This is a genomic window from Xylophilus sp. GW821-FHT01B05, from assembly GCA_038961845.1.
Classification (GTDB): domain Bacteria; phylum Pseudomonadota; class Gammaproteobacteria; order Burkholderiales; family Burkholderiaceae_C; genus Xylophilus.
In genome coordinates this window covers 3,128,991-3,151,947 of the sequence record CP152408.1, presented here as the reverse complement: position 1 = coordinate 3,151,947, position 22,957 = coordinate 3,128,991, and the positions used below count along the sequence as shown (strand labels likewise).

Below are 22,957 nucleotides of genomic sequence, written 5' to 3'. Positions count from 1 at the left end.
GGCTGCTCGCCTCACCTATAGAACTTTCAGGAGACACTACATGACTGCATTCGCAAAACTCGGACTGGTCGCGGCGCTGGTGGTGGGCGGGGCCGCCACACATGCACAGCCAGGCGCTGACTATCCTAATAAGCCCATCAAATTCATGCTTCCCTCTTCGCCGGGTGGGGGGGGTGACATGGTCGGCCGGCTGATTGGAGACGGTCTGTCCAAACGCCTGGGCCAGCCGGTGATTGTCGAGAACAATGCGGGCGCATCGGGGACGATCGCCATCTCGCAGCTGTCCAAGGCGCATCCAGACGGGTACACGATCGGCCTGGGCACCATGACGTCCACGACGCTGTCCCCAACCGTATATCCAAAGCTTCCTTACGACCCCGTCAAGGACTTGACCACCATCGCAGGAATCGGAACTTCACCCATCGTGCTGCTGGTGAGAAACGATGTTCCGGTGAAAAATCTGAAAGAGTTCCTGGACTACGCTCGCAAGAGTCCGGAACCATTGCAGTATGGGAGTTGGGGTCTGGGCTCGACCGGGCACTTTTGCGCGGAGGTTCTGAGCCAAAAGACGGGCGTCAAGCTGAGCCACGTGCCTTACAAGGGGTCAGCACCGGTCATGACAGCCATGTTGGGTGGTGAAATCAAGGCGGCCTGGCTCGATATGGCCACCGGCACAGCGGCAGTCCGTAGCGGAAAGATCCATCCCGTTGCGCTGTGCTCCCGGCCCACAGCCGCTTTCCCGGACGTCGGCACCTACAAGGAGCAAGGCGTCGACTTTGACCAATGGACGGGTTGGGCCATGTTCGCACCGCCGAACCTGCCAAAACCGATCCTCGACAAGCTTGCCAATGCGGTCAAGCAAACGATCACCGATCCAGCCGTGGCCGCGAAACTGCTGGACTGGGGCATCACGGCAGAGTTTATTCCCGGTGAGCAGCGCAATGCCGACAACGCCAAGGACATCCAGGCATGGCGCAAGATCGCTGTCGATGCCGGGATGAAGTTCGACTAGGTTGGAGGAGAAAACGATGGGATCGTTCGACAATTGCGTAGCACTGATCACGGGCGGCACGGGTGGCATCGGCGCGGCGACGGCCCGCCTTTTGGCTGAGCGCGGGGCCACAGTCATCGTCGCAGACCTGCGAGAGCCTCCGACCCTCCCCGCGGAGACTGGTGTGCCCCTGGATTTTCTGGCGCTGGATGTGACGTCCGAAGAGGAATGGGCCTCCACGGTGGCGGACATTGTCGGGCGATATGGAAAGCTCGACGTGTTGGTCAATGCGGCCGGTATTGTTGGCGATGTGGTATCGGGTGCCCTGGAGCACACCACGCTCGAGGAGTGGCGCAGGGTCATGGCGGTCAATCTTGACGGGACCTTCCTGGGCTGCCGCGAAGCGATGAAGGCAATGAAGCGGCGGGGAATCGGTGTGATTGTCAACCTCTCGTCGGTCGGGGCCTACTATCCCACTACGCAAAGTGTTGCGTACGGAGCCAGCAAGGGCGGCGTCACGCAATTGACCAAGTCCGTTGCGCTGTTTGGCAGCCAAGGCGGCAACCGTATTCGTTGCAACTCGGTACACCCCGGCCGCACGGACACGGCAATGCTGGACAGCATTGTTGCTCAGCGTGCGCAGCGCGCCGAAAACACCGGCAGCAGCCAAGCTCAAGCCTCGGCACAGCGTATTCCACTCGGTGCAGCAGGTACTCCCCAGGACGTGGCGAACCTGATCGCATTTCTGGCGTCTGATGAAGCGGGCTATATCACTGGGGGGGAGTTCGTCGTGGATGGCGGTTGGAAGCTGCTCCGGTAATTTCCACTATCTAGAAGCACGCTATTCCGATGTGGTCGGCCCTGAAGGCATCCCCCTGCAGAAGTCAATTTCACGCATGAGCCACGCGTTTTTGTATTGACTAAAGAAGTACCGCAGACACTTAACAGGACAACATGCCAATGTCAGGGAATTCCGCTTGAAGCGGACATGATCCATGACGTCTCAGATCAGCCTTGAGCCGCCACTCGGAGAGCTGAGACGAAGAGCTTCTTCTGGCCGAATCCCTCCGCCGTCTCCAACGCATTGGCGTTGTCGCCCATCAAGACATCGACGCCATACCGTCCCGACGACAAGCACCCCGCTACGTACTCTCCCGCACCACCAGCGCATAGTCCAACCGGACGCACCGCCCCTCCGCCCCACCGCCGCGCATCAACTCCAGCAGCATGGCCGCGCCCGCTTGCCCGACCTCGCCGCGCGGGGTGCGCACGGTGGTCAGCGGCGGCACCATCTGGTCGCTGCCGGCCAGGTCGTTGAAGCCGGCCACGGCGATGCGGCCGGGCACTGCCACGCCAAGCCGGTTGGCGGCGAGCAGGCCGCCTTGGGCGATGTCGTCGTTGCAGAAGAAGATGGCGTCTACCTCGGGCTGGCGTTGCAGCAGTTCTTCGAATTGGCGTGCGCCCAGTGCCATGGATGAGCGCTCGGGGCTCAGCAGCTCCAGCCGCGGGTCGTACAGGCCGGCGGTGCGCAGGCAGCGGCGGTAGCCTTCGGCGCGCTGCAGCGTGCGCGGGTCCAGCTGCGCGGCGCAGAAGGCGATGCGGCGCCGGCCGCGGTCCAGCAGGTGCTGGGTGATGGCGGCGCCGGCATCGATCTGCGAGAAGCCCACGCAGTGCACGCCGGGGGCGTCGCTGGTTTCCATCAAATGCACACAGGGCACGGCGCTGCGGGTGATGAGCTGGCGCGCGGTTTCGCTGCGGTCAAAGCCGGTCACCAGCAGGCCGGCCGGGCGGTGCGGCAGGTAGGTGCGCAGCAGCAGTTCTTCTTCTGCCGTGTCGTAATGGGTGACGCCAATCAGCGGCTGGAAGCCGGCCGGGAACAGCACGCGGTGCACGGCTTCCAGCAGGTCGACGAACAGCGTGTTGGAGAGCATGGGCACCAGCACCAGCACCTGGGTGCTGCGCTGCGAGGCGAGGGCGCGCGCGGCCGGGTCGGGTACGTAGCCCAGGCGGTCGGCGGCGGCGCGCACGCGTTCGACCAGGGCCGGGTCCACGCTGCGCTCTTGCCGCAGCGCGCGGGATACGGTGATCGGGCTGACCTCTGCCGCGCGGGCAACGTCGTCAAGGGTGATGCGGCCGCTGTTGCGGCGCCGGCGGGGCGCTTCGGTCAAGGGTTAGTCCTTATGGATCAGGCTTGATTGTCTTTTAGGATAGCGCTGTCCGGCTGCAGGGTTTTCCGCAGGCGGATTCTTTTTGTGCGCGCTCATCCTGCGGAGAGGGCGCGGCATCCCGACAACTTCTTCGATCTTTGCTGTGACCTTATTGGATAGCGCTAGCCCATCGCGGCCCGGACCGGCCATCGTCGTCATGGGCGTTTCTGGCTGCGGCAAATCCAGTGTGGGCGAAGCCTGCGCCCAGGCCCTGGGCTGGACCTTGTACGAGGGCGACAGCTACCACGCACCCGAGAGCGTGGCCAAGATGCGCGCCGGCGTGCCGCTGACCGATGCCGACCGCAGCGGTTGGCTCGACCGGCTTGCAGCCCTGTTGGCCAGCACGCCGGCAGACGGCGGCGTGGTGCTGACCTGTTCGGCGCTGCGGCGGCGCTACCGCGACCGCTTGCGCCAGGCACAGCCGCAACTGGGCTTTGCCTTTTTGCAGCTGGACTACGAGGCCGCGCTGGCCCGCGTCAGCACGCGGCCCGGCCATTTCTTTTCGCCTGCGCTGGTGGCAGACCAGTTCGCCACGCTGGAGTCGCCCGAGGGCGAGCCCGGCGTGCTGACGCTGGATGCCACCGCGCCCATTGCCAGCTTGGCGGCCCAGGTCGTGGCCTGGCAGCGCGACGCGCGATCCGCGTCATTTGCCGCTTCATTTACCACTGCTATCCCAGGAGGTGCTGCATGAGCCAGCCCGAGACACCCGCAACCCCGCCCGGCAAACTGCAGCGCGCCGCAGAAATCACCATGGTGGTGGCGCTCGCCGGCATGGTGATTGCCGTGTTCGTCAACGTGGTGCTGCGCTACGTGTTTGACACCAGCATCGTGTCTTACGAAGAGATCTCGCGCCTGCTGTTTGTCTGGCTGGTGGCCATTGGCGCCATCGTGGCGGCTTTCGAGGGCAAGCACCTGGGCTTCGACATGGTGACCTCGCGCCTGAAGGGCCCGGCGCGCAAGGCGCTGTTCTGGGTCAGCCAGTTGCTGATTGCGGTGTGCATGGTGCTGCTGCTGGTGGGCTCATGGGAGCAGGTGAAGGCCGGCATGAACAGCTTCAGCACGGTGCTGGGCTACCCGCTGGCGCTGGGCGCCGTGGCCACGCTGGTGCTGGCCGTTGGCATGCTGGTGGTGGTGGCGCGCGACCTGCTGCGCGGCCACGAGCACGAGCACTCGTCCGATTCGGCCGTGGAATAAGGGGCGCACCGTGGTCGTTACCGCTATTTTTCTGTTCGTGCTGATCGGCGGCATGGTGATCGGCATGCCGATTGCCCACTCGCTGGTGCTTACCGGTGTTGCGCTGATGTGGCACCTGGACTTTTTCGACTCGCAGTTGCTGGCGCAGAACCTGCAGGCCGGCTTTGACAATTTCCCGCTGCTGGCCGTGCCCTTCTTCATCCTGGCCGGCGAGCTGATGAATGCAGGCGGCTTGAGCCGCCGCATCATCGACCTGGCGCGCGCCTTTGTCGGCCATATCCAGGGCGGCCTGGGCTATGTGGCGATTGGCGCGGCGGTGCTGCTGGCGTCGATGAGCGGCTCGGCCATTGCCGATACTGCGGCGCTGGCCACCATCCTGCTGCCCATGATGCGGCAGCAGGGCTACCCGGCAAGCTACAGCGCGGGGCTGCTGGCCTCGGGCGGCATCATCGCGCCGATCATCCCGCCGTCCATGCCCTTTGTGATCTACGGCGTGACCACCAATACCTCGATCAGCAAGCTGTTCCTGGCGGGGGTGTTTCCGGGGCTGATGATGGGCCTGTTTTTGATCTTTGCCTGGTGGCGCATTGCACGCAGCCACAGCCTGGCGTCTATGGAGCGTGTGGCCTGGCCGCAGCGCCTGCGTGCATTGGGGCGCAGCTTCTGGGCCATGATGATGCCGGTCATCATCCTGGGCGGCCTGAAGGGCGGCATCTTCACGCCGACCGAAGCCGCCGTGGTGGCTGCGGTGTACGCGCTGTTCGTCTCGATGTTCGTCTACCGCGAGCTGAGCTGGAAGGGCGTCTACCAGGTGTTCCTGGCCGCAGGCAAGACCACCGCCGTGGTGATGTTCCTGTGCGGCGCGGCCACGGTCACCGCCTACATGATCACCCTGGCCGACCTGCCCAACATGCTGGCCGACAGCTTCGCCGGCGTGATGGGCAACCCCATGGTGTTCATGGCGCTGATGATGGTGTTTTTGCTGGTGGTGGGCACGGCCATGGACCTGACGCCCACCATCCTGATCTTTGGCCCGGTGTGCGCGCCGCTGGCCATCAAGGCCGGCATCGATCCGGTGTACTTCGGCTTCATGTTCATCTTTGTCGGCTGCATCGGGCTGATCACGCCGCCGGTGGGTACGGTGCAGAACGTGGTCGCGGGCGTCGGGCGGCTGCGCATGGAGACGGTCATCAAGGGCACCAACCCCTTCCTCGCGGTCTATGTGGCGCTGCTGGTGCTGTTCGTCGTGTTCCCCTGGCTCATCACGGCGCCGCTGCGCTGGTTGCACTGAGCCTTCTTCTTGCCTTCTCTAAAAACTTCATTTTCAGGAGACTCTCATGCGCATCAAGTTCGTTCTTGCCGGCCTCGTGGCCGCCCTTGCCACCGCCGGTGCCGTGCAGGCACAAGACTTCAAGCCGCGCCTGGTGCGCTTTGGCTACGGCCTGGTGGACCAATCCAACCAGGGCCGCGCCGTGCGCTACTTTGCGCAAGAGGTCGAGAAGGCCACCGGCGGCAAGATGAAGATCCGCGGCATCGGCAATGCCTCGCTCGGCTCCGACACGCAGATGCAGCAGGCGCTGATCGGCGGCGCGCAAGAGATGATGGTCGGCTCCACCGCCACCCTGGTCGGCATCACGCCCGAGATGGCCATTTGGGACACGCCCTTCCTGTTCAGCAACACCAAGGAAGCTGACACCGTGCTTGACGGCCCGGTGGGCGAAAAGGTCAAGAGCCTGCTGGAGCCCAAGGGCATGGTCGGCCTGGTGTACTGGGAGAACGGTTTCCGCAACCTCACCAACAGCAAGCGCCCGGTGCAAAAGCTGGAAGACCTGAGCGACATCAAGCTGCGCGTGATGCAGAACAACGTGTTCCTCGACAGCTTCAAGACCCTGGGCGCCAACGCCGTGCCGCTGCCGTTCTCAGAGCTGTTCACCGCGCTGGAAACCCGCGCCGTGGATGGGCAAGAGAACCCGTTCAACACGGTCGTCTCCAGCAAGTTCTATGAAGTGCAGAAGTACCTGACCGTCACCAACCACGTCTACAGCCCCTGGATCGTCACCGTCAGCAAGAAGTGGTGGGACACGCTGAGCCCGGCCGAGAAGAAGGTGCTGCAAGACGCCGCCGTGAAGAGCCGTGATTTCGAGCGCAAGGACACGCGCGAAGAAGCCACCAAGGCCCTGGCCGAGCTGAAGGACAAGGGCATGCAGATCAACGAGCTGCCCGCAGCAGAAGCCAACCGCATGCGCGACAAGCTGGTGGCCGTCAACGCCGGCATCGCCAAGAGCGTGGGGCAGGGCACCTGGGACGCGGTGCAAGGGGCGGTGGCGCAGGCGCGCGGCACGGCCAAGTAAGGACCGGGGAGGGCGGGTACGCGCATCCGCCTTTCGCCATTTTTATAAGAAAAGTGCCTCTAGCCCAGGTCCCACCTGGGGTAATAGCTATAAAAAATAGAGCAAAGTTGCGGCGAGCAGCCTGCAGGTTGATGCCTATGCGCTAGCCGTGAGAAGGGCTGTCATAGAATGAGAATTGTTCTTGTTCAATGGACGGCCGCAGCTGGTCGTGCACTGCCAGCCATGTCCACCGCCGATCCCGCCTTTCAGCAAGTCCATGCCCTCTATACCGACCACCACGGTTGGTTGCAGGGCTGGCTGCGCAAGAAGCTGGGCAATGCCTTTGATGCGGCGGACCTGGCGCAGGACACCTTTTTGCGCGTCCTGCGCGCGCCGGGGATTGATCGCATCAACGAGCCGCGTGCCTATCTCACCACCATCGCGCGCAATCTGTTAATCAACCACGTGCGCCGGCGCGCCATCGAGCAGGCCTATCTCGATGCGCTGGCGCTGTTGCCCGAGTCGGTCGCGCCATCGCCTGAGGCGCGGCTCATGGTGCTGGAGACCTTGGTCGAGATCGATCGCCGGCTCGACGGGCTTGCGGCGCAGGCCAAGCAGGCCTTTCTGCTCGCGCAGCTCGAAGGCCTTGGGCAGGCGGAGATCGCCGCAGAACTGGGCATATCACTGTCGACGGTCAAGCGCCACCTGACCAAGGCGGCGATGCGCTGCTTCTTCCCGGAGTAGCCGCGCGTGGAGTTTTCCCGAAGCGATACGCCTGGAGCCGGCTCATTCGGCGATGCCGCCAAGGTGGCGCCGGCGATTGCGCAGCAGGCCGTGCAATGGTGGGTTGAGCTGCGCTCGGGCGAGCTTGGCGCCGCACGGCGTGCGCTCTGGGAGCGCTGGCGCGCGGCCGATCCTGCGCATGAGGCCGCATGGCAGCGTATTGAGGCCGTCGGCGGCCGGCTGGCAGAGATCCCTTCGCCGCTGGCCAAAGCCGCCTTGAGCGCCGCGCCCCGGTCCATGCACCGGCGCCGCAGCGTGCAACTGTTGAGCATGCTGGTCGTCGGTGGCGGTGCCGCCATGGTGGTGCGACAGTCCACGCAGTGGCGCTGCTGGGCCGCCGACGTGGCCTCGGCGGCCGGCCAGCGGCCATCCCTCGCGCTGCCCGATGGCGGGCGCGTCACGCTCAATTCCGGGAGCGCGATCAACATCCGCTTCAGTGCCGAGCGCCGTGTGCTGGAGCTGGTGCGCGGCGAGATCCTGGTGCAGACCGCGCAAGACGCGCTGCGCCGGCCGTTCTTTGTCGAAACCGAAGCCGGTTCCGTGCGCGCCATTGGCACGCGCTTCATCGTGCGCCAGCGCGACGATGCCAGTGTCGACGTTGGCGTGCTGCAGGGGGCGGTCGAGCTGCGGCCCGTCGACGCGCCCTCTGAATTGCGCGTTCTGCACGCTGGCGAGGCGGGCCTGCTCACGCGCCTGCATGCAGATGCCGCGCCCGCGCTCGACGGCAACGCGGGGGCCTGGGCTGAGGGCATGCTGGTCGTCTCGCATATGCGGCTTGACGACTTTCTGGTTGAACTCGGGCGCCATCGCCAGGGGCGGCTGGGCTGCGATCCATCCATTGCCGGCCTGCAGGTGTCGGGTGCCTATCCGTTGCAGGACACCGACCGCGTGCTGGCTGCGCTGACCTCTGCCTTGCCGGTGGAAGTCCACATGTACACGCGCTATTGGGTGACGCTGCGGCCACGCCGCACGCGGACTTGAACCTTGGTGAAAAAAAGTTGAGCTGATTCGGTGGGGATAGCTGTCAAGGAAGTGAAGGGCACAGATGTCCGGGCCATTTCCTTTATCCGACTGTTCATTTCCTCCAAGGCAATTTCATGCTTCAGCACACCGGCTTGCGCGCTTGCGCACCGCACTCATCTACCTCGCACGCTCTCGCCCAAGTGCGCTTGCGCCCGCTCGCGCAGGCCACGCGCACGCTCTGCACCGGGGCGATGGCCAGCCTGATCGTGGCCGGCGTGCTGGTGCCGCAGGTGTCGCAGGCGCAGGCCCAGGCGGCGCAAACCGCCAGCCAGGAACTGAGGAGCTTCGACATTCCTGCCGGCCCACTTGAAGGCGTGCTCAACCGCCTTGGCCGTGAAGCGGGCGTGCTCATCAGCTTTGGATCGGCCACGACCGAGGGCGTGCGCAGCAAGGGCGTCAGCGGCAAGCATTCGGTGGAAGACGCGCTGTCACGTGCGCTCTCGGGCACGGGCCTGGGGGCTGTTCGTGCGGCCGGTGGTGGGTATGCGCTCGGCGTGCTCCCGTCGACAACAAAGCCCGCCGACGCCGGTGCTGCATCAACGCTGGCCGGGGTGACGGTCACGGCCCAGGCCGAGCGCAGCGCGACGACCGAGGGTACGGGTTCTTACACCCCGCGTGCCGTGACGATAGGCCGGGGCGAGCAGGCGTTGAAGGACATCCCGCAGTCGGTCAGCGTGATGACGCGCCAGCGCATGGACGACCAGAACCTTGTCAGCCTCACGGACGTGATCAGCAACACCACGGGCCTGATCGCCACGCAGGGCATGGGCGCGGGCATTGCCGTGACCTCGCGCGGCTTCCTGCTGGACTCCATGCAATACGACGGCGTGCCGGTGCCGCGCAACACCTATGCGCTGGGCAACTGGGGCAGCGAGACGCTGGTGTTCTACGACCGGGTCGAAGTGCTGCGCGGGGCGGCTGGTTTGCTGCAGGGGGCAGGCAGCCCGGGCGGCGCGGTCAACTTCGTGCGCAAGCGCGGGCAGGCCGAGCGAACCGTGACGCTGACCACCAAGGCCGGCTCCTGGGACCGCTACGGCGTGCAACTGGATGCGGGCGGGCCGCTCAATGCCGAAGGCACGTTGCGCGGGCGCATGGTGCTGGACGAAGACCGTGGCCACTCCTTCATCGACACCGTGTGGAGCCGCACCCGCTCGGTGTATGGGGCGCTCGATTACGACATCAATGCCGACACCACCATCGGCATTGGCGTGAGCAACAAACATGGCCGCTCGCGGCCGAGCCTCATCGGCATGCCGCGCTACAGCGACGGGCGCGACCTTGCCCTGCCGCGCTCCACCTACACCGGTGCCGACTGGAACCGCGCCTACAACGACCAGACGAGCGTGTATGCAGACCTTGAACACCGCTTCAACGACCGCTGGACGCTGAAGGTCTCTGCCCTGGGAATGAATGAAGAGAACAACTCAGTGCACCAGCGCATCGTCGGACCCATCGCGGCAGACGGCAGTGGTATGCGCTATGGCGACTTCGCCAGCGAGCTGAAGGGCCAGCAGCGTGCGCTGGACGCCTATGTGCGCGGCCGTTTCGAGGCGTTTTCGATGAAGCACGAGGTTGTGATCGGTGCCGACTATTCGAAGTACACCACCGACGACACCTATGCCCGGCTCTGGACGCCGGGCGGGAATATCTTCGCCATCGACAACCATCGCCCTCGGCAGGACTTCGCCAGCATTGCGGCGAGCGGGGTCGTGGTCCCAAGCCGCTACGACGTGCTGCAGAAGGGCGTCTACGGCACCTGGCGCGCCGGGCTCACTGAACAGCTCACCGCCATCGTGGGCGCACGTGCGAGCTGGTACCACAACATTTACTCCCCCGAAGGCGGCGCCTCGACTGTCAGCAGCGCGTCTGGCAAGGTCACGCCCTATGTTGGCCTAGTGTACGCGCTGAACAAACAGTGGTCGGCCTATGCGAGCTATTCCGACGTGTTCGAGCCGCAGTCCGCGCGCACGGCAGCAGGCTCGGTGCTGCCGGCGATCCAGGGCAGCAACTACGAAGTGGGCGTGAAGGGCGAGCTGATGGACGGGCGTGTCAATACGTCGCTGGCGCTGTTCCGCTACGACAACAAGAACCGCGCCGTGAACGACACCGCATCCCCCTTGAACTGCAACGGTTGGTACTGCTCGGTTGCGTCGGGCAAGGTGCGCAGCCAGGGCTTTGAGGCAGAAGTCAGCGGCGAGGTGCTGCGTGGCCTGCAACTCATGGCGGGCTATACCTTCAACACCACCAAGTACCTGGAAGACGCGCAGTTGCAAGGCCAGGTCTTCAGCACCTGGACGCCCAAGCACCTGGTGCGCGTGTGGGGCGACTACAAGCTGCCGGGGGACTGGAACCGCCTGAGCGTCGGTGGTGGCGTCAATATGCAGAGCAACACCCTGGCCTTCGACCGCAGCTTCGAGGTGCCGGGCGTTGCGGTGTGGGGCGCGCGCGTCGCCTACCAACTGACGCCCGCGACCTCTGTGGCCGTCAACGTCAACAACCTCTTCGACAAGCGCTACTACATCTCGTCGTACAACAGCACGACCTACAGCAACTACTACGGCGACCCGCGCAACGTGATGCTGACCTTGAAGCACAAGTTCTGACGCGGGGGGATTGGCTGTCTTAAAATGAGAACTATTCTTGTTTAATGGACGACCGCAGCTGGTCGTGCACTGCCAGCCATGTCCACCGCCGATCCCGCCTTTCAGCAAGTCCACACGCTCTACACCGACCACCACGGCTGGCTGCAGGGCTGGCTGCGCAAAAAGCTGGGCAATACCTTTGATGCGGCGGACCTGGCGCAGGACACCTTTGTGCGCCTGCTGCGTGCGAGCCCGCCAGAGGCCATCGCGCAGCCGCGCGCCTACCTGACCAGCATCGCCAAGAACGTACTCGTCAACTGGTACCAGCGCCAGGCGCTGGAGCGGGCCTATCTGGAGGCCCTGGCGGTGCTGCCCGAGGATCTGGCGCCGTCGCCCGAGCAGCAACTGATCATTCTCGAGACCTTGCACGAGGTCGATGCCATGCTGGATGCGCTGCAGCCGCAGGCCAAGCGCGCCTTCCTGCTGTCGCAGATCGAGGGCATGAAGTACGAGGACATCGCGCAGCAGATCGGCGTGTCGCTCACCAGCGTCAAGCGCTACATGCAGCAGGGCTTCCGTGGCTGCCTGGCCTTGATGGACTGAGTGCGATGTCAGCGTCTTTCCTGCCGGTGCGCGCTGCGCCGCTCGACCCGCGCATCCTCGACGAGGCGGCCGACTGGCTGGTACGGCTGCACGACAGTACCGCCACAGATGAAGACCGCCAGGCCTGCGAGCGCTGGCGCCAAAGCAGCCCCGAGCATGCACGCGCCTGGGCGCGTGCCGAGCTGCTGGTGAACAAGCTGGGCGGCCTGCCGGCATCGCTCGCCATGCCCGCGCTGGGCCGGCCGGCCCAGGTGGGCCGCCGCGCCGCCGTGGCCAAGCTGGCCGCGCTGCTGGCCGCGGCGCCTGCCGGCTGGGCCGCGTGGCGCCTGGCCGAGCAGCAGGGCTGGACGGCCGACCACCGTACCGCCACCGGCGAGCGGCGTGACCTGCAACTGGCCGACGGCAGCCGTCTTGCGCTCAATACCGGCAGCGCCATTGATCTGCGTTTTGACGGCACACAGCGCCTGGTGTTCTTGCGCGCGGGCGAGATCCTGGTGGAGACGGCCCCGGATGCGTCAGGCCAGCAGCGGCCCTTCCGCGTGGCGACAGCGGCCGGCGTAATGCAGGCGCTGGGCACGCGCTTCAGCGTGCGCGAGGAGGACGGACGCACGCATATCGCCGTGCTGCAGGGCGCGGTGCGCATCTCGCCCGCGGGCGGCGTGGTGGCACCACAGGTGCTGCCGGCCGGGCAGCAGACCTCGTTCACGGCGGGCGGCATCGGCGCATTCCTGGATGCCGACGAGACGGCCATCGCCTGGACCCACGGCATGCTGCTGGCGGACAAGATGCGCCTGGCCGATTTCGTGGCCGAGCTGTCGCGCTACCGGCGCGGCGCGCTGTATTGCGATCCGGCGGTGGCGGGGCTGCAGGTCTCGGGGGCCTTCCCCACCGACGACACCGAGCGCGTGCTGCGCATGCTGGTGTCGACCTATCCGGTGGAGGCGGTCACGCGGTTGCGCGGTTACTGGGTCACGCTGGTGGCCCGCTAAAGAATTTGCGCGAGGGGTGAGACTTTTTTGCGTTTCGGCTGGCAAGGAGGGTGAAGAACTCACTCTCTCTGCTACCGAAAGGCCTGCTTTCCATGTCCGTATTTCGTCCGCGCGCCGTGCCACCTCTTGCCAAGCGGCGCCTGAGCCACGCCGTTCACCACGCCTTGCTGGCCCTGGCCCTGGGCGCCGCCCCGGCATGGGCGGCAGACGCCGTATCGCTGGATGCGCTTGCGGCCAGGCCGTATGCGCTGGCGGCCGGGCCGCTGGGCCGCACGCTGTCGGGCTTTGCCGCCAGCAATGGCGTCGCGCTGTCTTTTGACCCGGCACTGACGGAAGGCATGACCAGCCCGCCGCTGTCGGGCCACTACACCGCACGCGAGGCCATCACGCGCTTGCTGGCAGGCAGCGGCCTGCAGCTCACGGCCCGGTCTGATGGCAGCTACACCCTGAGCCGGCGCCCGGCTGAAGTGCAGGGCGATGCCCAGGCCTTGTCTGCGGTGACGGTTACGGCGCAGGCCGAGCGCAACGGCACAACCGAAGGCACAGGCTCCTACACCACGCCGGCCACGGCGGCGGCCACGGGGCTGGCCTTGTCATTGCGCGACACGCCGCAGTCCGTCAGTGTGCTGACGCGCCAGCAGATCGACGACCAGAACCTGGTGTCGCTGAACGATGCGCTCAGGAGCGTGACTGGCGTGTATGTGGCCAGCTCCGACAGCGACCGTGCCGACTTCTATTCGCGCGGCTTCTATGTCGACAACCTGCAGTACGACGGCGTGCCGACCTCGCTCGGCCTGTCGTTTTACGGCGAGTCAACCAACGACACGACCATTTATGACCGTATCGAGGTGGTGCGCGGAGCGACCGGGCTGCTGACCGGCGCGGGCAACCCTTCGGCGGCTATCAACCTGGTGCGCAAGCACGCTGACAGCAAGGTGTTCACGGGCAATGCATCGGTCGGCATCGGGTCCTGGAGCCAGCGCCGTGCATCGGTCGACCTGTCGACGCCGCTGACCGCAGACGGGCGCATCCGGGGCCGGTTTGCCGCGATGACAGAAGAGCGCGACTCGCATGTGGACCTGTACCACACCCGCAAACATGTGCTCTACGGTGTCATCGACGCCGACCTGACGCCCGCCACCACCCTGCGCGTGGGTGCGGACTACCAGGCCAACCGGCCCACTGGCTCGACCTGGGGCGGCTTGCCCCTGGTGTTCAGCGACGGCACCCCTACGGACTGGGACGTCTCGAAGACCACCGCAGCCCGCTGGACCCGCTGGAGCAGTACCAACCGCACCCAGTTTGCCAACCTGGAGCATCGCTTCGACAGCGGCTGGAAGCTCAAGGCCAACTTCTCGCACCGCGAGAGCGATTACGACGCCAAGCTGCTCTACCTCTACGGCCAGATCAACCGCAGCACCGGCGCTGGCCTGGTCGCCTTGCCCAACTATTCCGAGTACAGCTTTCAGCAAAACAGTGCTGACCTGCAGGCGACCGGGCCGTTCGAGCTGCTGGGGCGCAAGCACGAGGCGGTGGTGGGCCTGAGCAGCAGCCGCGCACGCGAAGTCAAGGCCGGCCATGCGCGCACCAGCGCACTGCAGGGCACCGGCAATTTCTACCAGTGGGATGGCTCCTATGCCGAGCCGGCCTGGGGGCCGCTGGCCACCCACGGCCTGGATCACACCCGGCAAGACGGCCTGTACGGTGCGATACGCCTGTCGCTGGCAGACCCGCTCAAGCTGATCATTGGTGGGCGCCAGAGCAGCTGGAAGGTGCAAGGCCTGAGCGAGACGCGCAAGCACGATGTGTTCACGCCCTATGCCGGGCTGGTGTATGACATCAACGACAGCTACTCGGCCTATGCCAGCTACACAGAGATCTTCCAGCCGCAGAACTACCAGGACCGCAATGGCGCCTACCTGGACCCGGTAACCGGCAAGAGCTACGAGGCCGGCATCAAGGGCGAGCACCTGGATGGCCGCGTCAACACCTCCTTCTCGGTGTTTCGCATTCAGCAGGACAACGTGGCGCAGCAGGACACCGGCAATGTGGTGCCGGGCACCAGCAACTTCGCCTACTACGGCGCCAAGGGCGTGACCAGCAAGGGCTTCGAGGCCCAGGTGTCGGGCGAGCTGGCACGTGGCTGGAGCCTGTCGGCCGGCCTGGCGCGCACCATTGCCACCGACGTTGACGGCAGTGCCATCAACAGCTGGGCCCCGCGGACCCAGCTGCAGTTGTTCAGCACCTACCGCCTGCGGGGCGACTGGCAGCGGCTCACGCTGGGCGGCGGCTTCAACTGGCAGAACCGCACCTACTACCCGCTGTCCACCAGCGCGGGCGACACGGTGTACGAGCAAAAGGCCTTTGGCATCGTCAACCTGATGGCGCGCTACGCCTTCAGCCCGCAACTGTCGCTGCAGGCCAACCTGAACAACCTGCTGGACAAGAAGCACTACGCCAACATCAGCGGGCAGGGCCAGTTCGGTGCGCCGCGCAATGCCCAGGTAGCCTTGAATTACAAGTTCTGACGCCGGAGGTGGCCCTTTTTTCGGGCTCGTTGGTCATAGAAGGTAAGGGGGCGCAGTTCCCTGTCTTTCACCCCATGACCAACGATGCCCGATGACCACTGCCTATCCCACCGCCCGTCCGGGCCTGCTTTTGCTGTCGCGGCTCGCGGCAGCCGTCCTTGGCGGCTACGCGCTGGCGGCGGCGGTCGCCGTGTTTGCCGGCGCCCTGCTGCCGGGCGGCCACGCTGATGCCGTGCTGGCTGGCGTGCAGCTCAGCTTTGTCGTCCACGTGGCCGCCGTGATCTGGGCCTTTTCGCCGGTGCGGCTGGCACGCGTCTGGGCTGGCCTGGCCATGCCCGCCGCCACCCTTGCGGCGCTGGGCTGGCTGTTTGGAAAGCTGACATGACCAGCTCCAGGAACAAAGCCCTGCACAAGGCCGTGATGTCTGCCAGCGGCCCGGGGCAGGGCAGCTTCCGCCAGGCGCAGGCCTGGCTGCACACCTGGTGCGGCCTGTGGTTCTCGTGGCTGCTGTTTGCGGTGTTTCTTACGGGCACTCTGGCCGTCTTCGACGAGCCGATCTCGCACTGGATGACGCCTGAGCACCACGCCGAGGAGGCCGCCGCTGCGTCAGCGCCGCCGGCGACTGCGGGTGTAGACCGTGCCCAGCGCCTGGCCTGGGGCATGGCCTACATGGCCGAGCACCATCCGGCCGCGCAGATGTGGGAGCTGTGGCCGTCCGATGCGCAGGGCGGCGGCGATCTCACGGTGTACTGGTTCAACGAGAAGCAGCAGTACGTCGCAGCCAAGCTCGATCCGGCCACCGGGGCACCCATCGTTGGCGCTGCAGGCCCGGCGGTGCGCGGCACGCAGGCCGGCCACCACTTTGTCGACTTCCACTACGAGCTGCACGCGGGCAGCGTCGGCCTGTGGATCGTCGGGATCGCCGCGCTGGCCATGCTGGTGGCGCTGGTGTCGGGCGTGATCACGCACAAGCGCATCTTCAAAGATTTTTTCACCTTCCGGCCTGGCAAGGGCCAGCGCAGTTGGCTGGACGCCCACAACGCGGTGGCGGTGCTGACGCTGCCTTTTCAATTGATGATTGCCTACACCGGCATCGTGATCTCCGGCATGACCTTCATGCCTGCGGCCAAGCTGGTCCACTACGGCGCCGACAAGGCCGCGCAGCAGCAGTTCATCGCCGACCTGGGCGGTGGCAATCCCACGCGCAGCGGGCACGCGATGCCCGTGCCTGACCTGGAGCCCTTTGCCGCGCGCGGCCAGGCGCTGATGGGGCAGCCGGTGCGGGCGGTGGTGATAGACCATCCCGGCGACGCTGCGGCGCGCATAGGCATCTATGGCTGGAACGACGAGGCCGGCGCCCTGCAACGCCTGAGCCCGACCACCGGCATGGCGTCGTTCTCTGCGGCGACGGGCGAGGTGCTGCGGGTGCGCCAGCCGGGCGCTGCAGACGGCGGCACCGCGGCGCTGGCGCAGTCTGCGATGGGCGGGCTGCACATGGCGACCTTTGGTGGCTGGGCCGTGAAGTGGCTTTACTTTTTGTGCGGGCTGGCCGGCGCCGCAATGATGGCCACGGGCGCGATCCTGTTCATGGTCAAGCGCCGCAGCAAGCATTTGGGTGAATTTGGCGGCGCCACCGCGCGCGTCTACCGGCTCATCGAGGCGCTGAACGTCGCGGCCATCGCGGGGCTGGCCATTGCGTGCATCGGCTACCTCTGGGCGAACCGGCTGGTGCCGCTGGGCATCGACCAGCGCGCCGGCTGGGAACTGCGCGTGTTCTTCGGCCTGTGGCTGTTGGCGCTGGCGCATGCCTTGCTGCGGCCGCCGGCAAAAGCCTGGCGTGAGCAACTGGGTCTTTTGGCGGGCCTGTGCCTGCTGCTGCCGCTGCTTAACTTCGTGAGCATCGGTGACCACCTGGCCGCCCAGTGGCGGCGTGGCGATTGGGAAAGCATGGGCGTCGAGCTGGTGTCGCTTGCCTTTGGCATGGCGGCGGCGTGCGCTTTGCGTTCTCTTGGGCGGCGTGGCAGGCATGGTGCCGCGCTGCGTCGTTCGCCGCGAGCATCGATCACGGCGGAGTCCTCGCCATGACGACGCTGCACGCATCACTACTGGCACTTGCGCTGGCCTTCTCCGGCATGGGCGGGCTGGGCTTTGCCATGGGCCGCCACTACGAGCAGCTCACGCAGTCGCGTGAAGCGCCGCGCCGGCATTGCCTGCTGCTGCGCGGGGCGGGCGTTGTGCTGCTGGCGGCTTCGCTCATTCCCTGCGTGCTGGCCTGGGGCGGCAGCGTGGGCGTGGTGGCGTGGCTGGGTTTTCTTTCTGCCGGCGCGCTGCCGCTGGCGCTGCTGCTTCCCTACCTTCCGCGCGCTGCTGCGGTGGCTGCGGCGTTCTCTGCCGTGGCTGGCCTCGGTGGCCTGGCGTTCTCGCTGGCGCTGTATCCCATCTGATGACCCCGAGATTTTCTTGTCCATGAAGCCTATGTCCGTGACCCTTCGCCTTCGTTCCCTGTCGTTCGCCGCGGCCGTTCTGTCCCTGGCCTGCGCTGCCCATGCCGACTATGTCTGGCTGGCCCGCGATGCCAGCGGCGCTGCCAGTGCCCATGTCGGTGCGCTTGGCAAGGCGCCCCAGCCGGCAGCCAGCGTGGCAGCGCCGCGCGCCTTCCTGGCCGATGGCCAGGACTTGCCGCTGACGACCGAGGCTGAGCGCTTGGTGGTCGCCCCGGCTGCTGCCGGTGACCTGCGGCTGGTCGCCAGCCGCGTGACCGACAAGGGCGTGCTGAACTACTACCAGGCACGGTTTGGCCGCACCGAGACCAAGGCGGTCAATGACCTGGAATTGGTGCCCACCGAGCCCGGCGGCAATAGCTTCAAGTTGTTCTGGAAGGGCAATGTCGTGGCCGCCAGCCAGGTCAACGTCGACACCTCCGAAGGCTGGCGCCGGGTGTTGGCACCGGCAGCGGATGGCAGCATCAGTCTGGGCACGCCTTTCCCTGGCCTGTATGTGCTGGAAGTCACGGCCAAGGTGAATGGCTCGGTCACGGTTGACGGCAAGAAGTACGAGGACGTGCGCCACACCGCCACGCTGAGCTTCGAGGTGGCCCGCTGATGGCGGCGGCCCGACCCGCGCGCAGCCGGCGCGTGCTGGCGATTGCGCTGTTGGCCGCACTGGCAGCCGGTGCCGCGATCTGGTGGTGGGGCGCCCGGCCGTCCGTCGTCTACCAGACGCAACCGGTGTCGCGTGGCGACGTCGAATCCACCGTGACCGCCATCGGCACGCTGCAGCCGCGCAGCTATGTCGACGTGGGCGCGCAGGTGTCGGGCTTGATCCTGCGCTTGCCGGTGCAGCCGGGCAGCGTGGTGAAGAAGGGGCAGTTGCTGGTCGAGATAGACCCCAGCGTGCAGCAGGCCACGGTCGACGCCGGCCGCGCCGCCCTTGCGGGCCTGCGCGCGCAGCGCACCGACCAGCAGTCGCAGCACCGGCTGGCCGAGCAGCAGCTTGCGCGCCAGAAGCAGATGGCCGCCGATGGCGCCACGCGCGCCGAAGACCTGCAGACGGCAGAGGCCACGCTGGCCTCCACCGCCGCCAAGGTTGCGCACCTGGATGCGCAGATCGCGCAGACCCAGGCCACGCAGCGCGCCGAAGAGGCGCGGCTTGGCTACACCCGCATCTACGCGCCCATGGCGGGCACGGTGGTTTCGGTCGAGGCGCGCGAGGGGCAGACGCTCAACGCCACCTACCAGACGCCCAACATCCTGCGCATTGCTGATCTGTCGGCCATGACGGTGTGGACCGAGGTGTCCGAGGCCGACGTGCGCCGCGTGAAGGCGGGCATGCCGGTGTACTTCACTACGCTGGGCGGTGTCGACAGCGCATCGCCGCGCCGCTGGACGGCCAAGGTACGCCAGGTATTGCCGGCGCCGCCGGTGCCGGAAGGCGGGGGCGCCAAGGCTGCAGGCGGTGCGGCGGCCGGTGCCTCGAAGGCCGTGGTCTACACCGTGCTGTTCGACGTCGACAACACCGACGGCGAACTCATGCCGCAGATGACGGCGCAAGTCGGCTTTGTCGCCGCGCAGGCCAAGGGCGTGATCGCCGTGCCGCTGGCTGCGCTCACCGCCGTAGAGGGGCAGCCGGGCGACTTCAGCGCCCGCGTGCTGGGCGCCGACGGCAAGCCTGCGGCGCGCCAGGTGCGCGTGGGCGTGCGCAGCCGCCACCTGGCGGAGGTAGCTGAAGTGGATGGAGGCCTGGCCGAGGGCGAGCGCCTGATCGTCGGCGAGACACCCGCTGGCGGCATGCGGTGGATCCAGTGGTGACGGCGCCCTTGATCGCGCTGCGCGGCATTCGCCGGCGCTACGGCGGCAGCAACGGGCAGCCCCAGGTCGAGGTGCTGCGCGGCATTGATCTGGACATCCAGCAGGGCGAATTTGTGGCGGTGGTCGGCAGCTCGGGCTCGGGCAAATCGACGCTGATGAACCTGCTCGGCTGCCTGGACCGGCCGAGCGACGGCAGCTACCACTTCAGCGGCCACGACGTGGCTGCGCTGGGCGCCGACGAACTCGCCTGGCTGCGGCGCGAGGCCTTTGGCTTTGTGTTTCAGGGCTATCACCTGATAGCGACCGAATCCGCCCGCGAGAACGTAGAGGTGCCCGCCATCTACGCCGGCATGCCCGAGCACGAGCGCGCCACACGCGCCGCCGCGCTGCTGGGCCGGCTCGGCCTGCATGACAAGCTGGAGAACCGGCCCAATCAGTTGTCTGGCGGGCAGCAGCAGCGCGTGTCGATTGCCCGCGCGTTGATGAACGGTGGCCGCATCATCCTGGCTGACGAGCCCACCGGCGCGCTCGACTCCAAAAGCGGCGCCGAGGTGATGGCGCTGCTGCGCGAGCTGGCCGATGCCGGCCACACGGTGATCCTCATCACGCACGACCGTGAAGTAGCCGCGCAGGCACGCCGCGTGATCGAGATCCGCGACGGCGAAATTGTTGGCGACAGCGCCCAGGGCGCGGCCATCATCTCAGGCAACACGCTGCCGCCGCTTAACGTGGCCCATGCCGCAAATGCCGGCGGTGCATCTTTTAGCGCCGACCTGCGTGAGGCCGCGCGCACCGCCTGGCGCGGCATGCGCATGAACCGCGCCCGCACCGGGCTCACGCTGCTGGGCATCGTGATCGGCGTGGCCTCGGTCATCGTGATGCTGGCCATCGGCGAGGGCGCGCGGCAGCGCGTGGTCGAGCAAATGGGCAGCATGGGCACGGCCATCCTGTACATGGGCAGCAGCGCGCCGGCCACCGGCGGGCCACCGGGGCAGATCACACCGGAAGACCTCGACGCCGTGGCCGAGCTGCCCGAGATCCGCCGCGTAATGCCCGTGATCGGCGACCCGATCACCGTGCGCTACGGCAATGCCGACCGGCAGATCTATGTCTTTGCCGCCAGCGAAGACATGCCAAGGGTGCACCACTGGCGCGTGGCGCTTGGCCGCTACTACAGCGACGCAGAAGACCACGACCTGGCACCGCTCGTGGTGCTGGGCCACAAGGCGCACCAGCATTTTTTCCCCGACCTGCCAAACCCGCTGGGCAAGCAACTGCTCATTGGCAACTCGCCCTTCGAGGTGATCGGCGTGATGGCCGAGCGCGGCGCGGAATCAGGCGCGCAAAGCTATGACGACATGGTGTTCATCCCCTATCGCGCCGGCCGCGCACGGGTCTACCAGGTGCAGACGCAGCCCGACTACGTGGTGATAGAGGCCGCATCCTCGGGCCAGGTGAGCGAGGCCGAGGTGGCGATCAGAAAGCTGCTCACCGCGCGCCATGGCCGCGAAGACTTCCGCATCAGCAATGCGGGCGCGCGCCTGCAGGCCGAAGTCGCCACACGCAAGAGCATGACGGTGATGCTGGGCTTGATCGCAGCCGTGTCGCTGGTGGTGGGCGGCATTGGCGTGATGAACGTGATGCTGATGACGGTGCGCGAGCGCACCCGCGAGATCGGCATCCGCATGGCGACCGGTGCACGCCAGCGCGACATCCTGCGCCAGTTCCTGACCGAGTCGGTGCTGGTCACGGTGATCGGCGGTGTGGCGGGCGTGCTGCTGGGCCTGGCGCTGGGCCTGTTGCTGCTGCTGGGCTGGGGCGTGCCGGTGATCTTCTCGCTCACGGCCATGGCGGGGGCCTTTGGCTGCGCCGTGGCAACGGGGCTGGTGTTTGGCTACATGCCGGCAAAGCAGGCGGCCGGGCTCGACCCGGTCGTTGCGCTGGCAAGCGAATAGGGCGGGGCATGCGGTATTCGATACTTTCGGCGGCCTTGTGCGCTGCCCTGTTGGGCGCCTGCGCCGCGCCGACGGCCACGCCTGCGCCAGTCGTGCAAGCGTCAGCCTTTGCCGCGGAGGGCCTGGACTTCGGCAGCGACGAGCTGCGCGCGCTCCTGGCCCGGGGCGCACTGCAAAGCCTTGACCTGGCCGCCGCCCAGGCGCGCGTGCGCCAGGCCCAAGCCCAGGCCCGCATCGCCGGCGCTGCCTTGCTGCCCGAACTGGCGGGCAACCTGGCGGCTGATAGGCAGGCACGGCTGGGCGGCCAGGCCGTGGACGGCAGCAGCTATAGCGCTGGCCTGAGCGCCCGCTATGAGCTCGACTTCTGGGGCCGCAACCGCGCGCTGCAAGACAGCGCCCTGCAATCGCTGCGCGCCAGCGCCTTCGACCGCGACACCGTGCGGCTTACGGTGACGGCGGGCATCGCATCGCTGTGGCTGCAGGCCGTGGGGCTGCAAGAGCGCAGCGACATCGCCGGGCAGAACCTGGCCAGCGCGCAGCGCTTGCTGGCCGCTGTCGAATCCCGCGCCCGCGCCGGTGCCGCCAGCCCACTGGAGCTGGCGCAGCAGCGCGGCCTGGTGGCCGGCCAGCAGCGCAGCCTGGCCGCGCTGCGCCAACAGGCCGGCGACGCCCGCACCGCCTTGGCCGTGTTGCTGGGTGGCCCGGTGCCCGGTGCAGCGCCCGGGCCGGCCAGCCTGGCCACGCTGCGCCTGCCCGTGTGGGACGCAGGCCTGCCGTCGCAACTGCTCACGCGCCGCCCCGACATCGCCCGGGCCGAAGCCGCGCTGGCCGCCGCCAACGCCAACATCGCCGCCGCCCGCGCCGCCATGCTGCCCAGCCTGTCGCTCACGGCCGGCATCGGCCTGGGCAGCGACCGCCTGCGCACCCTTGCCGACAACCCGCTGGCAAGCCTGGCTGCGGGCCTGACCGTGCCCATCTTCAACGCCGGCCGCCTGGCAGCCGGCCGCGACCTGGCGCAGGCGCAGCGTGAGGAACTGCTGGCCAACTACCAACAGTCCATCGTGGCCGCCTTCGGCGACGCAGAAGTCGCCCTCAACGCCGTTGGCGCACTAGACGCCCAGATCGCGGCCCAGACCGAAGAACACACCCAGGCCGAGCGCGCCTTTACCCTGGCCGAGTCCCGCTACCGCGCCGGCGCCGAAACCCTGCTGACCCTGCTCGATGTGCAGCGCACCCTGTATGCCGCGCAAGAGGCAGCGGTGCAGCTACGGCTGGAACGCCTGCAGGCCAGCGTGGGGGTGTATCGGGCCTTTGGGGGCGGGTGGCGGCAGGTCGCGAAGATCTCATGACTACTCAGGCCCATTGAAAGTGCTGCACGACGAAGCCATCAAGGACCGAGCTGAAGGAGAAGGAATGCGTGCCCGACAGGTTGGTAGCTATCGACCAAGTCCTGCCAGACGCTCAT

General features: G+C 66.9%; 20 protein-coding genes. 19 read left to right on the top strand and 1 reads right to left on the bottom strand.

From position 1 onward, the window contains the following. Window positions 1-40 precede the first annotated feature (40 nt). Both AAFF27_14570 and AAFF27_14565 read left to right on the top strand, forming a co-directional pair. Window positions 41-1,012, top strand: a complete 972-nt coding sequence (locus AAFF27_14570; GenBank protein ID XAH21251.1) for a tripartite tricarboxylate transporter substrate binding protein — start codon at window positions 41-43, stop codon at window positions 1,010-1,012. A gap of 16 nt (window positions 1,013-1,028) precedes the next feature. Further along, window positions 1,029-1,811 carry an SDR family oxidoreductase gene (locus AAFF27_14565; protein XAH21250.1) on the top strand — a complete coding sequence of 261 codons (783 nt, stop codon included), beginning with the start codon at window positions 1,029-1,031 and terminating at the stop codon, window positions 1,809-1,811. Window positions 1,812-2,133: 322 nt separating this feature from the next. On the opposite strand, the gene AAFF27_14560 is transcribed toward AAFF27_14565, so the two are convergent. Then, the gene (locus AAFF27_14560; GenBank protein ID XAH21249.1) at window positions 2,134-3,159 is read right to left on the bottom strand and encodes a LacI family DNA-binding transcriptional regulator; all 1,026 of its coding nucleotides are present in this window, start codon (window positions 3,157-3,159) and stop codon (window positions 2,134-2,136) included. Between the two features lie 196 nt (window positions 3,160-3,355). Here AAFF27_14560 and AAFF27_14555 point away from each other — a divergent pair, with 196 nt between their 5' ends. From AAFF27_14555 to AAFF27_14475, 17 genes are all read left to right on the top strand, one after another. Continuing rightward, on the top strand, window positions 3,356-3,889 hold the full coding sequence (locus tag AAFF27_14555; GenBank protein ID XAH26244.1) for a gluconokinase: 534 nt from the start codon (window positions 3,356-3,358) through the stop codon (window positions 3,887-3,889). Next, a complete protein-coding gene (locus AAFF27_14550) occupies window positions 3,886-4,392 on the top strand; it encodes a TRAP transporter small permease (GenBank protein ID XAH21248.1) in 507 nt (168 codons plus the stop codon). The genes AAFF27_14555 and AAFF27_14550 overlap by 4 nt, the downstream gene beginning before the upstream one ends. Window positions 4,393-4,402: 10 nt before the next feature. After that, complete coding sequence (locus tag AAFF27_14545; protein XAH21247.1) at window positions 4,403-5,683, top strand: TRAP transporter large permease subunit; 1,281 nt, start codon at window positions 4,403-4,405, stop codon at window positions 5,681-5,683. Window positions 5,684-5,729: 46 nt separating this feature from the next. Continuing rightward, the gene (locus AAFF27_14540) at window positions 5,730-6,743 is read left to right on the top strand and encodes a TRAP transporter substrate-binding protein (GenBank protein XAH21246.1); all 1,014 of its coding nucleotides are present in this window, start codon (window positions 5,730-5,732) and stop codon (window positions 6,741-6,743) included. A gap of 222 nt (window positions 6,744-6,965) precedes the next feature. Beyond that, window positions 6,966-7,466 carry a sigma-70 family RNA polymerase sigma factor gene (locus AAFF27_14535; protein ID XAH21245.1) on the top strand — a complete coding sequence of 167 codons (501 nt, stop codon included), beginning with the start codon at window positions 6,966-6,968 and terminating at the stop codon, window positions 7,464-7,466. A 6-nt stretch (window positions 7,467-7,472) separates the two neighbouring features. Continuing rightward, on the top strand, window positions 7,473-8,486 hold the full coding sequence (locus AAFF27_14530) for a FecR domain-containing protein (GenBank protein ID XAH21244.1): 1,014 nt from the start codon (window positions 7,473-7,475) through the stop codon (window positions 8,484-8,486). 116 nt (window positions 8,487-8,602) lie between these two features. After that, window positions 8,603-11,131 carry a TonB-dependent siderophore receptor gene (locus AAFF27_14525; protein ID XAH21243.1) on the top strand — a complete coding sequence of 843 codons (2,529 nt, stop codon included), beginning with the start codon at window positions 8,603-8,605 and terminating at the stop codon, window positions 11,129-11,131. A 78-nt stretch (window positions 11,132-11,209) separates the two neighbouring features. After that, complete coding sequence (locus AAFF27_14520; GenBank protein ID XAH21242.1) at window positions 11,210-11,713, top strand: sigma-70 family RNA polymerase sigma factor; 504 nt, start codon at window positions 11,210-11,212, stop codon at window positions 11,711-11,713. A gap of 5 nt (window positions 11,714-11,718) precedes the next feature. Further along, a complete protein-coding gene (locus AAFF27_14515; GenBank protein XAH21241.1) occupies window positions 11,719-12,702 on the top strand; it encodes a FecR family protein in 984 nt (327 codons plus the stop codon). Window positions 12,703-12,794: 92 nt separating this feature from the next. Continuing rightward, on the top strand, window positions 12,795-15,230 hold the full coding sequence (gene fhuE, locus AAFF27_14510; protein ID XAH21240.1) for a ferric-rhodotorulic acid/ferric-coprogen receptor FhuE: 2,436 nt from the start codon (window positions 12,795-12,797) through the stop codon (window positions 15,228-15,230). 91 nt (window positions 15,231-15,321) lie between these two features. Beyond that, on the top strand, window positions 15,322-15,615 hold the full coding sequence (locus tag AAFF27_14505; protein XAH21239.1) for a hypothetical protein: 294 nt from the start codon (window positions 15,322-15,324) through the stop codon (window positions 15,613-15,615). Window positions 15,616-15,650: 35 nt separating this feature from the next. Next, window positions 15,651-17,315, top strand: coding sequence for a PepSY-associated TM helix domain-containing protein (locus AAFF27_14500; GenBank protein XAH26243.1), 1,665 nt, complete (start codon window positions 15,651-15,653; stop codon window positions 17,313-17,315). Then, window positions 17,312-17,674 carry a DUF3325 domain-containing protein gene (locus tag AAFF27_14495; protein ID XAH21238.1) on the top strand — a complete coding sequence of 121 codons (363 nt, stop codon included), beginning with the start codon at window positions 17,312-17,314 and terminating at the stop codon, window positions 17,672-17,674. Before AAFF27_14500 ends, AAFF27_14495 begins: the two co-directional genes overlap by 4 nt. Window positions 17,675-17,705: 31 nt before the next feature. Continuing rightward, entirely contained in the window at window positions 17,706-18,332 is a 627-nt protein-coding gene (locus tag AAFF27_14490) for a hypothetical protein (protein ID XAH21237.1), read from the top strand. After that, a complete protein-coding gene (locus AAFF27_14485) occupies window positions 18,332-19,537 on the top strand; it encodes an efflux RND transporter periplasmic adaptor subunit (GenBank protein XAH21236.1) in 1,206 nt (401 codons plus the stop codon). Before AAFF27_14490 ends, AAFF27_14485 begins: the two co-directional genes overlap by 1 nt. Next, window positions 19,531-21,492: a MacB family efflux pump subunit gene (locus AAFF27_14480; protein ID XAH26242.1), complete on the top strand. Its 1,962-nt coding sequence runs from the start codon at window positions 19,531-19,533 to the stop codon at window positions 21,490-21,492. The genes AAFF27_14485 and AAFF27_14480 overlap by 7 nt, the downstream gene beginning before the upstream one ends. Window positions 21,493-21,584: 92 nt before the next feature. Beyond that, the gene (locus tag AAFF27_14475) at window positions 21,585-22,841 is read left to right on the top strand and encodes an efflux transporter outer membrane subunit (protein ID XAH21235.1); all 1,257 of its coding nucleotides are present in this window, start codon (window positions 21,585-21,587) and stop codon (window positions 22,839-22,841) included. The last annotated feature ends 116 nt before the right edge of the window (window positions 22,842-22,957 follow it).